This is a genomic window from Pseudomonas graminis (genome assembly GCF_900111735.1).
In the GTDB taxonomy this organism is placed as follows: Bacteria; Pseudomonadota; Gammaproteobacteria; order Pseudomonadales; family Pseudomonadaceae; genus Aquipseudomonas; species Aquipseudomonas graminis.
This window is the reverse complement of the sequence record NZ_FOHW01000006.1, coordinates 41,125-55,145: the sequence shown is the minus strand read 5'-3', so window position 1 is coordinate 55,145 and position 14,021 is coordinate 41,125. Positions and strand designations below refer to the sequence as shown.

Annotated in this window: 13 protein-coding genes, 1 tRNA gene and 1 pseudogene; 9 read left to right on the top strand and 6 right to left on the bottom strand. The window is 58.4% G+C overall.

Translation table 11 applies throughout. From position 1 onward, the window contains the following. Window positions 1–3 precede the first annotated feature (3 nt). Genes cyoB through cyoE form a run of 4 tightly spaced genes read left to right on the top strand, consistent with a single transcriptional unit; the run spans window position 4 to window position 3,907 of the window. Window positions 4–2,022, top strand: coding sequence for a cytochrome o ubiquinol oxidase subunit I (gene cyoB, locus BMY98_RS06630; protein ID WP_074886391.1), 2,019 nt, complete (start codon window positions 4–6; stop codon window positions 2,020–2,022). Between the two features lie 3 nt (window positions 2,023–2,025). Further along, window positions 2,026–2,658: a cytochrome o ubiquinol oxidase subunit III gene (locus BMY98_RS06625; RefSeq protein WP_074886388.1), complete on the top strand. Its 633-nt coding sequence runs from the start codon at window positions 2,026–2,028 to the stop codon at window positions 2,656–2,658. Then, the gene (cyoD, locus tag BMY98_RS06620) at window positions 2,659–3,006 is read left to right on the top strand and encodes a cytochrome o ubiquinol oxidase subunit IV (protein ID WP_074886385.1); all 348 of its coding nucleotides are present in this window, start codon (window positions 2,659–2,661) and stop codon (window positions 3,004–3,006) included. A 10-nt stretch (window positions 3,007–3,016) separates the two neighbouring features. Continuing rightward, window positions 3,017–3,907 (top strand): heme o synthase, encoded by an 891-nt coding sequence (cyoE, locus tag BMY98_RS06615; RefSeq protein ID WP_074886382.1) that lies wholly within the window; start codon window positions 3,017–3,019, stop codon window positions 3,905–3,907. 79 nt (window positions 3,908–3,986) lie between these two features. Here the strand turns inward: cyoE and BMY98_RS06610 are convergent, their stop codons facing one another. From BMY98_RS06610 to BMY98_RS06595, 4 genes are all read right to left on the bottom strand, one after another. Further along, window positions 3,987–4,973, bottom strand: a complete 987-nt coding sequence (locus BMY98_RS06610; protein WP_074886379.1) for an ATPase — start codon at window positions 4,971–4,973, stop codon at window positions 3,987–3,989. A 49-nt stretch (window positions 4,974–5,022) separates the two neighbouring features. Continuing rightward, the gene (locus tag BMY98_RS06605; RefSeq protein ID WP_425438848.1) at window positions 5,023–5,817 is read right to left on the bottom strand and encodes a transporter substrate-binding domain-containing protein; all 795 of its coding nucleotides are present in this window, start codon (window positions 5,815–5,817) and stop codon (window positions 5,023–5,025) included. Window positions 5,818–5,875: 58 nt separating this feature from the next. Further along, a complete protein-coding gene (locus BMY98_RS06600) occupies window positions 5,876–6,499 on the bottom strand; it encodes a DedA family protein (RefSeq protein WP_074886373.1) in 624 nt (207 codons plus the stop codon). A gap of 142 nt (window positions 6,500–6,641) precedes the next feature. After that, the gene (locus tag BMY98_RS06595; RefSeq protein ID WP_074886372.1) at window positions 6,642–7,238 is read right to left on the bottom strand and encodes a substrate binding domain-containing protein; all 597 of its coding nucleotides are present in this window, start codon (window positions 7,236–7,238) and stop codon (window positions 6,642–6,644) included. A 56-nt stretch (window positions 7,239–7,294) separates the two neighbouring features. On the opposite strand from BMY98_RS06595, the pseudogene BMY98_RS06590 reads away from it, so the two are divergent. Continuing rightward, a pseudogene (locus BMY98_RS06590) lies at window positions 7,295–7,705 on the top strand (SDR family oxidoreductase); the annotation flags it as partial. Window positions 7,706–8,108: 403 nt separating this feature from the next. On the opposite strand, the gene BMY98_RS06585 reads toward BMY98_RS06590, so the two are convergent. Then, window positions 8,109–8,804, bottom strand: a complete 696-nt coding sequence (locus BMY98_RS06585; RefSeq protein WP_074886369.1) for an Abi family protein — start codon at window positions 8,802–8,804, stop codon at window positions 8,109–8,111. Window positions 8,805–9,287: 483 nt separating this feature from the next. Next, window positions 9,288–9,372: transfer RNA gene (locus BMY98_RS06580), tRNA-Leu, on the bottom strand. A gap of 108 nt (window positions 9,373–9,480) precedes the next feature. On the opposite strand from BMY98_RS06580, the gene queA reads away from it, so the two are divergent. The 4 genes from queA to secD all read left to right on the top strand — a co-directional run bounded on the left by queA (window position 9,481) and on the right by secD (window position 14,013). Beyond that, window positions 9,481–10,560 (top strand): tRNA preQ1(34) S-adenosylmethionine ribosyltransferase-isomerase QueA, encoded by a 1,080-nt coding sequence (queA, locus tag BMY98_RS06575; protein WP_074886366.1) that lies wholly within the window; start codon window positions 9,481–9,483, stop codon window positions 10,558–10,560. Between the two features lie 14 nt (window positions 10,561–10,574). Then, complete coding sequence (tgt, locus tag BMY98_RS06570) at window positions 10,575–11,690, top strand: tRNA guanosine(34) transglycosylase Tgt (RefSeq protein ID WP_108120867.1); 1,116 nt, start codon at window positions 10,575–10,577, stop codon at window positions 11,688–11,690. A 53-nt stretch (window positions 11,691–11,743) separates the two neighbouring features. Then, complete coding sequence (gene yajC, locus BMY98_RS06565; RefSeq protein ID WP_037012510.1) at window positions 11,744–12,082, top strand: preprotein translocase subunit YajC; 339 nt, start codon at window positions 11,744–11,746, stop codon at window positions 12,080–12,082. Window positions 12,083–12,144: 62 nt separating this feature from the next. Next, the gene (gene secD / locus BMY98_RS06560) at window positions 12,145–14,013 is read left to right on the top strand and encodes a protein translocase subunit SecD (protein WP_065990037.1); all 1,869 of its coding nucleotides are present in this window, start codon (window positions 12,145–12,147) and stop codon (window positions 14,011–14,013) included. Window positions 14,014–14,021 lie beyond the last annotated feature (8 nt).

The following is a 14,021-nucleotide window of genomic DNA, read 5'->3' as shown; positions in this document are numbered from 1 at the left end:
ACAATGTTTGGTAAATTAAGTCTGGACGCGATTCCGTTCCACGAGCCGATAGTCATGATCACGGTCGCCATGATCGCGATCGGTGGTGTGGCGCTGGTGGGCCTGATCACGTACTTCAAGAAGTGGACTTACCTCTACACCGAGTGGCTGACGTCCGTCGACCACAAGAAAATCGGTGTCATGTACATCATCATCGCTATGGTCATGCTGCTTCGTGGCTTTGCCGATGCCGTGCTGATGCGCTCGCAGTTGGCCATGGCCACCGAAGGCTCGCCCGGCTATTTGCCGCCTGAGCACTATGACCAGATCTTCACCGCTCACGGTGTGATCATGATCATCTTCATGGCGATGCCGTTCTTCACCGGCCTGATGAACATCGTCGTGCCTCTGCAGATTGGCGCTCGCGACGTTGCCTTCCCGTTCCTGAACTCCTTGAGCCTGTATCTGCTGATTTCCGGCGTGATTCTGGTCAACGTGTCTCTGGGCGTCGGCGAGTTCGCGCGTACAGGTTGGGTTGCCTATCCGCCGCTGTCGGAACTGGGCTATAGCCCGGGCGTGGGTGTGGACTACTACATCTGGGCACTGCAGCTGTCAGGACTGGGGACAACGTTAACCGGGGTGAACTTCCTGGTCACCGTTCTGAAGATGCGTACCCCTGGCATGAAACTGATGGACATGCCGATCTTCACCTGGACCTGCACCTGGGCCAACGTCCTGATCGTGGCTTCGTTCCCGATCCTGACCGGCACCCTGGCGTTCCTGACCCTCGACCGTTACCTGGACTTCCACATCTTCACGAACGAGTTGGGCGGTAACCCGATGATGTACGTGAACCTGTTCTGGGCATGGGGTCACCCTGAGGTTTACATCCTGATTCTGCCGGCGTTCGGGGTCTTCTCCGAAGTCATCTCGACGTTCACCGGCAAGCGCCTGTTTGGCCACCACTCGATGATCTACGCCTCCGGTGCGATCTCGATCCTGGGCTTCATGGTATGGCTGCACCACTTCTTCACCATGGGTTCGGGTGCAAGCGTCAACGCCTTCTTCGGTCTGGCGACGATGCTGATCTCCATCCCGACGGGTGTGAAGCTATTCAACTGGCTGTTTACGATTTACCAGGGCCGTCTGCGCTTCACCGCGCCTGTCATGTGGACCCTGGGCTTCATGGTGACCTTCTCCATCGGTGGTATGACCGGCGTACTGCTGGCTATCCCGGGTGCCGACTTCGTTCTGCACAACAGCCTGTTCGTGATCGCGCACTTCCATAACGTGATCATCGGTGGTGCTGTGTTCGGTTACATCGCCGGCTTCGCGTTCTGGTTCCCTAAAGCGTTCGGTTTCACGCTGAACGAGAAGTGGGGCAAGGCAGCGTTCTGGTTCTGGATCTCGGGTTTCTACGTCGCCTTCATGCCGCTGTACGCATTGGGCTTCATGGGCATGACCCGTCGTCTGAACACCACTGACAACCCGGACTGGACGCCGTACCTGCACGTCGCGTTCGTTGGTGCGTTGCTGATCGCTATCGGTATCGCCTGTCAGTTGATCCAGATCTTCGTGAGTATCCGTGACCGCGAGCAGAACCGCGACCTGACCGGTGACCCATGGAATGGCCACACTCTGGAATGGTCCACTTCTTCGCCACCGCCTTTCTACAACTTTGCAGAAATGCCGAAAGCCAACGAGATCGACCCGTTCTATGCCGCCAAGCGTGATGGCGAGGCGTACAAGGTTCCGGCCAAGTACTCCGACATCCACATGCCGAACAACACGGCGACGGGCATGGTGATGGGCCTCCTGCTGACCGTCTTCGGTTTCGCGATGATCTGGCACATCTTCTGGCTGGCTGCCGTCAGCTTGATCGGTACCATCGTGTACTTCGTGATTCACGCTGCACGTGACGATCAGGGCTACATGGTTCCTGCATCCGAAGTGGCACGCATCGAAGGCGAGCAACACGCGATCCTGGCTCAGGTTCGCAATGGCCAGACAAACTCTCCTGTCAACAAGCTGGAGCAGGCATAAACAATGTCGAACTTAGTATTTGATGGTGCGAAGGGTCACGACCACGGTCATGACCACGAGCACGACCATGGTCACCATGACGCCGGCGAGATGAAGATCTACGGTTTCTGGATCTACCTGATGACCGACTGCATTCTGTTTGCGTCGATCTTCGCCATTTACGCGGTACTGGTTAACAACGTAGCGGGTGGTCCTGCGGGCCACGACATCTTCGAACTGCCATACGTGCTTGGCGAAACCGCTTGCCTGTTGCTCAGCTCGATCACCTACGGCTTCGCCATGCTGGCGATGCACAAGGGCAACAAGTCGGGCGTTCTGGGCTGGTTGTTCGTGACCTTCCTGTTCGGTCTGGGCTTCATCGGCATGGAGATCAACGAGTTCCACCTGCTGATCTCCGAAGGCTACGGTCCTAACCGCAGCGGTTTCCTGTCGGCGTTCTTCACGCTGGTCGGCACCCACGGTCTGCACGTGACCAGCGGTCTGATCTGGATGGCGATCATGATGTATCAGGTCTCCAAGCACGGCCTGACAGGGACCAACCAGACTCGCCTGAGCATGCTCAGCCTGTTCTGGCACTTCCTGGACGTTGTCTGGATCTGCGTGTTCACCGTTGTCTATCTGATGGGGACCATTTAAATGGCGAATTCACATCACTCAAATGACGCTGCCAGCCATGAACCTGCCGCCCACGGCAGCTTCAAGTCGTACATGGTCGGTTTCGTATTGTCGATCATCCTGACCGCGATTCCTTTCGGTCTGGTGATGTTCCCGACGATCTCGAAAGTGGCCACGCTGTGGGTCGTTCTGGTCTTCGCAGTGGTGCAGGTTATCGTTCACCTGGTGTACTTCCTGCACCTTGACCGCTCGGCAGCGCAGCGCAACAACGTGATCGCGTTTGCTTTCGCTGGCCTTGTGATCGTGCTGCTGGTGGGCTTGAGCACCTGGATCATGTTCAGCATCCACACCGCCATGATGGCGAAGTGAGGAAAACCTGATGTCACTGAAGCACTTTATCCAAATCACCAAACCGGGGATCATTTTCGGTAACGTGCTTTCGGTGGCAGGTGGCTTTTTTCTGGCTTCCAAGGGACACGTCGACATCGGCTTGTTCCTGGCAGCGGTGATCGGGACTTCACTGGTGGTGGCTTCTGGCTGCGTGTTCAACAACTGTATCGATCGCGATATCGATGTGAAGATGGAGCGCACCAAGAATCGGGTGCTGGTGCAAGGGTTGGTGTCAGTGAAACTGGCACTGATTTACGCCACTGTGCTGGGCGTTGTCGGCGTCGGCCTGCTTTACACCAAGGCCAATGCACTGGCGGCGCTGTTTGCCGTGATCGGCTTCGTGATCTACGTCGGCTTCTACAGCCTGTACCTGAAGCGCAGGTCGGTTCATGGCACGTTGGTGGGCAGCCTGTCGGGCGCGATGCCTCCCGTGATTGGTTACGTCGCGGTCAGCAACACCTTCGACCTCGCGGCGTTGACCTTGCTGGTGATGTTCAGCCTGTGGCAGATGCCTCACTCGTATGCCATCGCGATTTTCCGCTTCAATGACTATCGGGCTGCCTCGATTCCGGTCCTGCCGGTCAAGCGTGGTATCCGGGTCGCCAAGCGGCACATCCTGATCTACATCCTGGCTTTCCTGCTGGCGACCTTGATGCTGACCTTCGGCGGCTACGCCGGGCTCAATTATCTGGCCGTTGCAGCGGCGATGGGCATGTACTGGTTGTACATGGCCTGGACCGGCTACAAAGCCAAAGACGACACCGTTTGGGCACGCAAGCTGTTCGTGTTCTCCATCTTCACGATCACTGCCTTGAGCGTGGCCATGTCGCTGGATTTTCAGGTAACTAAGGAGCTGTTGGTGACATACGCAGCGCCTTAGTCGCTTGAATGAAACGCAAAAAACCCGGTTGCTCGCGAGAGAAACCGGGTTTTTTTTCGAGCTGGAGAAAGTCTTCGTATTAGATAGCCGGACCTTTTGAAGAAGTCTCCTCAGCGTCTTTCGAAGGCCCAAGCACGATGGCCAGATGACGCAAGTCTTCGATCTCCACGCTGACGCTCTTCCCGGAAGGGCTGGCGACCAGTTTGCCCAAGGCAAAGACCGTGAAGAATCGCACCTCGTCAGCGTGACTCAGCAGCTCACTGAGATAGCGGCTGGAGCGGTAGGCCTGCATCTGCGAGGGTGACACGTACAAAGTCACCAGCTTGCCTTGCAGGCGATCGAAGAACTTGAACTTGAAGCCTGTCCCGTAGCGCTCGACGAGGCCGCCACCGTACAGCACACGACGCTCGTCATTGAGCTGCGCGAACTTGATGTGGCGGAAATAAGCGCGCAACGACACCTCGCCCTGACCCGGAATGCGCAGGGTCAGCAGTGCGAGTTCTTCCTTGGTCAACGAGGCTTGGGCCTGACGAAAGCTGTCGACCAGACGCTCCAGATTGCTGGTGCGGTTCTGCTTGTCCTGTTTGGCTTTCATTGTCTCGACAGGGAGCGCGATGTCTTCGGTCTTCTCCGGCGCCGCGTCGTCAGGCGTGCCTCTGGGTGGCCCGGATTTAACGCGGTCGTTTATCGTCGGCTCAAAGACGTCGATGTAATCATCGAGCTTGCGCTTGACCTTGCGCAGCTCGCTTTCTGCCTCGCTTTCGGCTTCCTGCCCAACCGCCGTTTCGACCGCTTCATCCACCCATTCGCAATCGGCGTGATGTTCGTAGTTCGGGTTGGCCCGGTAGTGCGCGGCGACGAAGGTCGGATGCTCCTGGGGCTTCACGTCATAGCGAACCCCGGTGATTTTCACACCGAGGGCGCGGCACGGCTCGGACGAGCACAGAAAGTTGAAACGCGCCCGAGGGAGCTCTTGAGAAAAGTACTCCCGTCGAGCCGCCACAATGGAAAGCTCTTGCTGCAGCTCGACGCAAAACGCGCGAGTGATGGTTCTGTTGGTTTTCATGGATACGGCGGGGTCCTGTGCCGAAGTCTTGCGGGCATGCTGCTCACGGTCACTCTGCAGGCATCGCCAGCCATTCGCCGACTACCTTCTTGTACACGCCGGTGGCCTTTGTGAGGTGCAGCCATTGATCAACATAGGCCTTCCAGGCCACGTCATCCCGCGGCAGCAGATAGGCCTTTTCGCCGTACTGCATGTAATTCGACGGATTGACCGTACACAGGCCAGGCATGCGTTTCTGTTGGTATAGAGCTTCGGAGGCGTCGGTGATCATCACGTCGGCTTGCTTGTCGAGCAGCTGCTGGAAAATGGTCTTGTTGTCGTGGAAGGCCAGGCTGGCGTTGGGCAAGTAGGCATGGGCAAAGGCTTCGTTGGTGCCGCCCTGAGGTTCGATCAAGCGAACGCCGGGCTGATTGATCTGCTCGAGGGTCTGGTACTTCGACTCGTCTTCGCAGCGCACCAGCGGGACCTTGCCGTCGATGTCCAACGTGCTGCTGAACGCCGCCTTCTTCTGCCGCTCAAGGGTGACCGAGATGCCGCCGACGGCGATGTCGCATTTGCCGGCCGTGAAATCGGTCATCAGGGTTTTCCAGGTGGTCGGGACCCACTCGATCTTCACGCCCAGGCTCTGCGACAGAGACTGGGCCAGCTCGATGTCGATGCCTTCGTACTGGCCGTCGGGCCTGAGAAACGTGTAGGGCTTGTAATCGCCGGTGGTGCAAACGGCCAGTTGGCCCTTCTGCATGACGGTGTCCAGGTGCGACGGCGTCTCAGCGGCCTGAGCCTGAACGATGCTGACCATGCTCAACAGCAAACCGGCGGTGATGCGTGTGTTCATCGAGTCGATCCCTCTGCGTCAAATGCCTGTCTGCCGTTATAGAGGCGGTCGCCGCAGATGGGAAGCGTTATCCCGCAGAGGAGGGCGGGACGTCTTTCGCTCGCTTGGCCGCTTGGCGGGCAGGGCGGGATTTCGCCCGACGGTGCCGATACAACGCGACGGCCGCGCCCAACACGACCACGCCCAGGAAGATCGGCATTTTATAAGGTTTCAGGTTGCCGAGCATGTTCTCCAGGAAACCGCCCGCCCAATAGCCGGCCGCGAGAAAGAGGCTTGCCCAGACAGCGGCGCCAAGCAAGTTGATGATCGCGAAACGGATGGGCGACAAGCGACTCGCGCCAATGACCAGAGGTCCGATCAAGCGCATGCCGTAGAGAAAACGCACCGAGAAAATGGACGCCGTGGGGTAGCGCTTGATCAGGTCGGACACGCGATCGATGGTCGCTTGCTGGCGGTGCAGACGAGGCAGCAGGCGTGGCCCGAAGTAGCGCCCGGTCCAGAACAGAATCTGATCGCCGAGCATCCCGCCCAACGTGGCGTAGATAAGCACTTGCTGCCATTGCAGTACGTGCTGGTGCGACGCCAGCCCACCGAGGATCAGGATGGTTTCCCCTTCCAGCAGACAGCCGATGAATACGGCCCAGTACCCGTAGTTTGCAAGCAGATAGTTGAAGTCGATGTGTTCGAACATGGAAGGCCGGTGGTTTTAGGTGAATGGCTGACCGCTGGAGCATCCAGCAGTGTGCGCGCCTCTGGGGCATCGCACGGCGTTCGACCGAAGCCGGTCGTCATCGGTTCGGTCGCTGTAAGTCGAATCCTCCGTCGCTGCGCCGTCAGGGGAAGGTCTGCGGGTCTCCCAGACACTGGATCAGATGATCGTAGACAATTCTCACCCTGCTCGGCACCGGTCCTGACTGCGTTCGGTACACGGAAAGGTCCATGGGCGGCGGCGCGGCATTAGGCAACACCTCGATCAGACGCCCGTCGCGCAGGTGCGCCTCGGCCAGGTAATGGGGCATCTGCGCAAACGTGACGCCCGCCAGCACAAATTCCAGCTCAGTCTCCGGGTCATCACAACTGAAGGCGGGGGAGCGCGGCAAATAGCTCTGGCCTTCCGACAGAAACCACGGCCAGGGTCGTCCGTTGTTGCGATCGATCAGCGCCGACAGCGGCAGCTCTTTAAGCTCGTCGAGCGAGGCCGGCATGCCAACTGCCGCTATCAATGCCGGCGAGGCGACGATCTTCAACGGCACATGCGCGACTGGCCGGGCGATGTAGCGCCTGTCCCGAACCGTGCCGATACGAATGCCGATATCGATCCTCGACCCGACAGCATCGGTGAGTTGGTCATCCAGGCTCAATTCGATACGCAGGCCGGGATGTAGCTGCATCGGAGGCTGGAGGAAACCGGCCAGATACGGCGAAGCCATCGGGCGGCATTTGGCAAAACTGGGCGCCAGGGTCGTCCTCGGCGCACGCCGACAAGATCGACATCAACATCAATGGCGTCCTCTACGGCATCGCCGCCGCACTGCCGAAGTTCGAAGCCCAGGGCTCCGGCCACTTCATCAACATCTCATCGGGGGCTGGCATCAAAGTCTTCAGCCCGGGCGGCTCCGTCTACAGCGGCACCAAATACGCCGTTCGCGCGATCTCCGACGGCCTGCGGCACGAAGTCGGCGGCAAGATCCGCACAACCACCATTGAACCCGGAGCGGTGGATTCCGAGTTGAAACTGGGCAGCGGCCATCAGCCGAGCGCGGATGTGGTCAAAGAGTTCTACAAACAAGCGATCCCGGCAGAGTCCGTCGCCCGCGCGATTGCCTACGCGATCGAACAGCCAAGTGATGTGGATATTAACGAGATTGTGCTGCGGCCGACTTCGCAGGACTTTTGATGGGGGCGGGTATCGCGGCTGAGGTAGCTAGGTCGCAATGCCGCTGTACCTCCTGTCGGGTGGGGGGGGGCACGTGATCTGTCCCACTAAAAGCGTGCGTTGTGTCAGTGGGACCGGCTTCAGCCGGGAAGAGACCGGTTTGCTCACGCGCAGGGAACAAGCACGCTGCTGAAGGTAAGAAAGGCGGCTACCAGCCTCGGGCATCGGTCTTCCAATGCTCGGGAAATCCCATTCGCTGGAAGTGAGCAGCGCCATACCGCTCCTCCATTGAACCCAGCCTGGCTTTGAAGTCGCCGTTGAAGGCAGTAGCGTTTAACAGTACATGGATGACTGTAAGCGAGGCATAAACTGTCTTGTTGTCAGCGAATTTAATCTGTTTGAGCTTCAGATTGGTTGGAGAAACTCAAATTCTGACTTCTATGAATCGATCGTGGTGAGCAGCCATGTTCCGAAGAACTGTCAGCGTGTGCAGCCAGCTCTCAAATACTTCTACCTGCGTTATACCGAACTTCGAAGAGATCACCTTTCGATCAGTCGGGTCTCTGAGCATCGCAAAAATCTTTGACCAAGTGCCCAGCGTTACGCATTCACTCATCGCCCAACTGGGAGGGAGATACGGATCGTCGTAGTTGTCGTAATAAGCCTTGATGTACAGCCTGGAAGACGCTCGTTCGACCTCCCCCTCAATCTTGGAAAGCATTTGTCCCAGGCCGACTTTGCCTTTGGGCGCGAAGATCTCCGTTTTCAGATACCAATGCGGGGAGTACTTCAGGCTTAGCAGATTGCAGATCACAGTGCGTACTGCAACCTCGAGCCTTTCCACCGACTCCATGATGATGGCTCGGATTTCGCGGTCGCATTCGTAACGCTTAACAACATGTTCAAATGTCGTGCTGGGCAGAAAGTTTTTGCTAGCTGCGTCCTGCAGTGGGTACCAGTACCCTTTGAGGCGAAAGTGACCAACATAAGAAATGTATTTGAGGGCGATTTTGTCATCGTTGATGACCAATCCCTGAGTTTTGAGCTTTGCGAGCAGCGCCTGCGGGGTAAACGCACTTTTCGTGAACGGTGGCTTGGTGACGGGGGTCTTCCTGACCATGCTCTAACTCCAGGCGAAAAAAACTCGCCTTTTGCACGCCTGCTGTCGGGCAGGACCCTACCCGTTGGGTAGGACGTGTGGCGAGTGTGTTGTGGGCAGGCTACCGGGGGCTATTCGCCGGGTCAACCCGCTTTGGGGGGAGGCTCATTTCCTGCCATTTCAGGAGGCATGCTTTAGCTGGGAAGAGGTGAGTGTGCGACGCTCAACTCTGCCGCGCGACACTCCACGCTTTCCCGGATAAAGTCCTGCTAGCACACGCGTTGTGTCAGTGGGACCGGCTTCAGCCGGGAAGGGCCGGTTTGAGCTCTATCAGATTTACAGCGAACGCATACCGCTTTCTGCGACGCCCGTGATGAGTCAAAGGCAGCGCCATTGCCCCGTCCCTCCCTGCATCCACCAAATCCCGCCCACAAAAAAACCGGCTCAAATCTGGCCGGTTTTTTTGTGCTTCAAGTCACGTAACCACTTGAAGGTGTTGCTGTTTGGTGCCCCGAGGGAGAATCGAACTCCCACTTCTTTCGAAAACGGATTTTGAATCCGCCGCGTCTACCAATTCCGCCATCAGGGCTCAATGGCGGCGAAGTATAGAGACGAGCCTACCGTTGGTCAATCATGTTTCATGGTCAATTTTCACTTATTCGGCTAAACTTCCCGGCCCTGCTAGACGAACCCCATCATGCGTGTCGCTGACTTTACCTTCGAGCTCCCGGATTCATTGATCGCTCGCCATCCTTTGGCGGAGCGACGCAGCAGCCGTTTGCTGACCCTCGACGGGCCAAGCGGCGCGCTGGCACACCGCCAATTCACTGATTTGCTGGAGCATTTGCGCCCTGGCGATCTGATGGTCTTTAACAATACCCGGGTAATTCCGGCGCGGCTGTTCGGGCAAAAAGCCTCGGGCGGCAAGCTGGAAATCCTCGTTGAGCGCGTTCTCGATCAGCACCGTGTGCTGGCCCATGTGCGCTCCAGCAAGTCGCCCAAGCCGGGTTCGACGATTCTCATCGATGGCGGTGGCGAGGCCGAAATGGTCGCGCGCCACGATGCGTTGTTCGAACTGCGTTTTGCCGAGCTGGTACTGCCGCTGCTCGAGCGCGTCGGGCACATGCCGTTGCCTCCTTATATAGACCGTCCGGACGACGATGCCGATCGCGAGCGCTATCAGACCGTGTACGCCCAGCGCGCGGGTGCGGTGGCGGCGCCGACGGCAGGTCTGCATTTCGACCAGACCATGATGGACGCGATTGCCGAAAAGGGCGTCGAGACCGCATTCGTGACGCTGCACGTCGGCGCCGGCACGTTCCAGCCGGTACGCGTCGAGCGCATTGAAGACCACCACATGCACAACGAGTGGCTTGAAGTCACTCAGGAAGTGGTCGACGCCGTGACCGCCTGCCGCGCACGCGGTGGTCGGGTGATCGCCGTCGGCACGACCAGCGTGCGTTCGCTGGAAAGTGCCGCACGCGATGGCGTGCTCAAGCCCTTCAGCGGTGACACCGACATCTTTATCTACCCGGGTCGACCTTTCCATGTGGTCGACGCGCTGGTCACCAACTTTCATTTGCCGGAATCGACGCTGTTGATGCTGGTCTCGGCATTCGCCGGTTACCCCGAAACCATGGCGGCCTACGCGGCTGCGGTGGAGCACGGTTACCGCTTCTTCAGTTACGGGGATGCCATGTTCATCACCCGCAATCCCGCGCCGACCGCGCCCGGGGAATACACCCCGACGGAATCGGCCCCAGAGGATCAAGCATGAGTCGCACCTGTCGTATGTCTTTCGAGCTGCTGGCCACCGATGGCAAAGCGCGTCGTGGTCGTCTGACCTTTCCTCGTGGCGTTGTCGAAACGCCTGCGTTCATGCCGGTCGGCACCTACGGCACGGTCAAGGGTATGCTGCCTCGGGACATCGAGGCCACCGGCGCTCAGATGATCCTCGGCAACACCTTCCACCTGTGGCTGCGGCCGGGCACTGAAGTCATCAAGGGTCACGGCGACCTTCACGACTTCATGCAGTGGAAAGGCCCGATTCTGACCGACTCCGGCGGTTTCCAGGTGTTCAGCCTGGGCGCGATGCGCAAGATCAAGGAGGAGGGCGTGACCTTCGCCTCTCCGGTTGACGGCGCAAAAGTGTTCATGGGGCCTGAAGAGTCGATGCAGGTTCAGCGCGACCTTGGCTCCGACGTCGTGATGATCTTTGACGAATGCACGCCGTATCCTGCGGATGAAGAGGTTGCGCGCACCTCCATGGAGTTGTCACTGCGCTGGGCCAAGCGCTCCAAGATCGCCCACGGCGAAAACACGGCGGCGCTGTTCGGCATCGTTCAGGGCGGCATGCATGAGAACCTGCGCATGCGCTCCCTCGAAGGCCTGAACGAGCTGGACTTTGACGGTCTGGCGATCGGCGGCCTGTCGGTCGGCGAGCCCAAGGACGAGATGATCAAGGTGCTGGACTACCTGCCGGGCCGCATGCCGGCTGACAAACCTCGTTACCTTATGGGTGTAGGCAAGCCCGAGGACCTGGTTGAAGGTGTGCGCCGCGGCGTCGACATGTTCGACTGCGTGATGCCTACGCGCAATGCGCGCAACGGTCATCTGTTCATCGACACCGGTGTTCTGAAAATCCGTAATGCGTTCCATCGTTACGATGAGTCGCCGCTGGATCCGACCTGCGATTGCTATACCTGCAAAAACTTCTCCCGCGCTTACCTGCATCACCTGGACAAGTGCGGCGAAATGCTGGGAAGCATGCTCAATACGATCCACAATTTGCGCCATTACCAGCTGCTTATGGCTGGTTTGCGCGAGGCTATTCAACAAGGTACATTGGCCGCCTTTGTCGACACGTTCTATGCCAAACGCGGGCTTGCGACGCCGTTATTGGCCTGAGCGATATCCGGTCTTTCGCTTCCTATTATTAAAATATGCAACTGGAGTGTTAAATGAGCTTTTTCATATCTTCCGCTTTCGCGGATGCGGCTGCCCCTGCCGCTGCAGGCCCTATGGGCGGTGGCTTCGAGTGGATTTTTCTGGTCGGCTTTCTGGTCATCTTCTACCTGATGATCTGGCGTCCACAGGCCAAGCGCGCCAAAGAGCAAAAGAACTTGCTGGGCAACTTGCAGAAGGGTGATGAAGTCGTCACTACCGGCGGTATCGCGGGCAAGATCAACAAAGTGACTGATGACTTCGTTGTTATCGAAGTGTCCGACACCGTAGAGCTGAAGATCCAGAAGGGCGCAATCGCTGCCACCCTGCCCAAGGGCACTCTGAAAGCCATCTGATTCCAGTCTTTTACCAATCGACGGGGCGCGCAAGGCGCCCCGCGTTATAAGCAGGCGGCGTGATGTTGAACAAATACCCTCTGTGGAAATACATCCTGATCCTGGCAGTGCTGGTGATCGGTTTTATTTATTCCGCACCCAATCTCTACCCTGATGACCCGGCGATTCAAGTCACTGGCGCAAGCACTGCGCTGCAGGTCAATCAGGCTGATCTGGATCGCGTAAGCAAGGCGCTTACCGATGCTGGCATCGCGGTCAAGGGCGCTTCTCTGGCCGAGAATGGCAAGGGCGGTTTGTTGCGTCTGACCAAACAGGAAGACCAGCTGCCAGCCAAAGATGTCGCACGCAAGGCGCTGGGCGACGATTACGTTGTCGCGCTCAACCTGGCTCAGACCACGCCAAAATGGCTGCGCAGCATTGGCGCTACGCCGATGAAGCTGGGTCTTGACCTGTCCGGCGGCGTGCACTTCCTGCTTGAAGTCGACATGGACAAAGCGCTCAGTGCGCGTCTGAATGTCTACGAAGGCGAAGTGAAGAGCCTGCTGCGCAAGGAAAAAGTCCGTTATCGCAGCCTGCCTCAAGACAACGGGGCTATCCAGCTGGGCTTCAGCGATGCTGATACCCGCGAACAGGCCCGTGCGCTGATCCGCAAGGACTATACCGATTTCGATATCACCACGAGTGATCGCGGCGAAATGCCGATCCTGCGTCTGGCCATGACGCCAGCCAAGATCGCTGAAATCCGCGAATACTCGATCAAGCAAAACCTGACCACCGTGCGTAACCGGGTCAACGAGCTGGGCGTCGCCGAGCCGCTGGTTCAGCGTCAGGGTGCCAACCGCATCGTGGTCGAGCTGCCAGGTGTTCAGGACACCGCCGAAGCCAAGCGTATCCTCGGCAAGACGGCCAACCTTGAGTTCCGTCTGGGCGCAGGTCCCGACGACAGCAAAGCCACCACCGAAATGTTCGAGTTCCGCGAAGGCGGTCGTCCTGCGGCGCCGGTCGAGCGTGGCCTGATCATCACCGGTGACCAGGTGACTGATGCCAAGGCCGGCTTTGACGAGCACGGCCGTCCTCAGGTGAACATCAAGCTGGACGGCCATGGTGGTGACCTGATGAGCCGCGCCACCCGCGCGAACGTCGGTCGCAGCATGGCGGTAATCTTCATCGAGCAGAAGCCGACTACCACTTACACCAAGCAAATGGTTAACGGCGTCGAGAAAGACGTGCCGGTCCAGACGTTCAAGGAAGAGAAGAAGATCATCAGCCTGGCGACCATTCAGTCGCCGCTCGGTGCTCAATTCCGCATCACCGGCCTGAACGGCGCAGGTGAGTCTTCCGAGCTGGCGCTGCTGCTGCGTGCCGGTGGTCTGGCTGCACCGATGTACTTCGCTGAAGAGCGCACCATTGGCCCGAGCCTGGGTGCCGACAACATCACTAAGGGTATCGATGCATCCCTGTGGGGCATGCTGTTCGTGTCCCTGTTCATCCTCGCCATCTACCGTTTCTTCGGTCTGATCGCGACGGTGGCGCTGGCCTTCAACATGGTCATGCTGCTGGCGCTGATGTCACTGCTGGGTGCAACGCTGACCCTGCCAGGCATCGCCGGTATCGTCTTGACGATGGGTATGGCGGTCGATGCCAACGTGCTGATCTTCTCGCGGATTCGTGAGGAGATCGCCAACGGCATGACGGTCCAGCGTGCGATCAACGAGGGCTTCGACCGCGCGTATACCGCGATCCTCGACGCCAACCTGACGACGCTGCTGGTTGGCGGCATTCTCTTCGCGATGGGCACAGGCCCGGTAAAGGGTTTTGCGGTCACCATGTCCCTCGGGATCTTTACCTCGATGTTCACAGCCATCATGGTGACCCGCGCAATGGTCAACCTGATCTTTGGCGGTCGTGACTTCAAGAAGTTGTGGATTTAAGGGGCTGC

Bases quoted from the DNA above. Each gene is read 5' to 3' on its own strand.
- tgt (WP_108120867.1), top strand. From the start codon at position 10,575: ATGTCTTTCGAGCTGCTGGCCACCGATGGCAAAGCGCGTCGTGGTCGT.
- BMY98_RS06610 (WP_074886379.1), bottom strand. From the start codon at position 4,973: ATGAAAACCAACAGAACCATCACTCGCGCGTTTTGCGTCGAGCTGCAG.
- queA (WP_074886366.1), top strand. From the start codon at position 9,481: ATGCGTGTCGCTGACTTTACCTTCGAGCTCCCGGATTCATTGATCGCT.
- BMY98_RS06625 (WP_074886388.1), top strand. From the start codon at position 2,026: ATGTCGAACTTAGTATTTGATGGTGCGAAGGGTCACGACCACGGTCAT.
- cyoE (WP_074886382.1), top strand. From the start codon at position 3,017: ATGTCACTGAAGCACTTTATCCAAATCACCAAACCGGGGATCATTTTC.
- cyoB (WP_074886391.1), top strand. From the start codon at position 4: ATGTTTGGTAAATTAAGTCTGGACGCGATTCCGTTCCACGAGCCGATA.
- cyoD (WP_074886385.1), top strand. From the start codon at position 2,659: ATGGCGAATTCACATCACTCAAATGACGCTGCCAGCCATGAACCTGCC.
- secD (WP_065990037.1), top strand. From the start codon at position 12,145: ATGTTGAACAAATACCCTCTGTGGAAATACATCCTGATCCTGGCAGTG.
- yajC (WP_037012510.1), top strand. From the start codon at position 11,744: ATGAGCTTTTTCATATCTTCCGCTTTCGCGGATGCGGCTGCCCCTGCC.
- BMY98_RS06600 (WP_074886373.1), bottom strand. From the start codon at position 6,499: ATGTTCGAACACATCGACTTCAACTATCTGCTTGCAAACTACGGGTAC.
- BMY98_RS06585 (WP_074886369.1), bottom strand. From the start codon at position 8,804: ATGGTCAGGAAGACCCCCGTCACCAAGCCACCGTTCACGAAAAGTGCG.
- BMY98_RS06595 (WP_074886372.1), bottom strand. From the start codon at position 7,238: ATGGCTTCGCCGTATCTGGCCGGTTTCCTCCAGCCTCCGATGCAGCTA.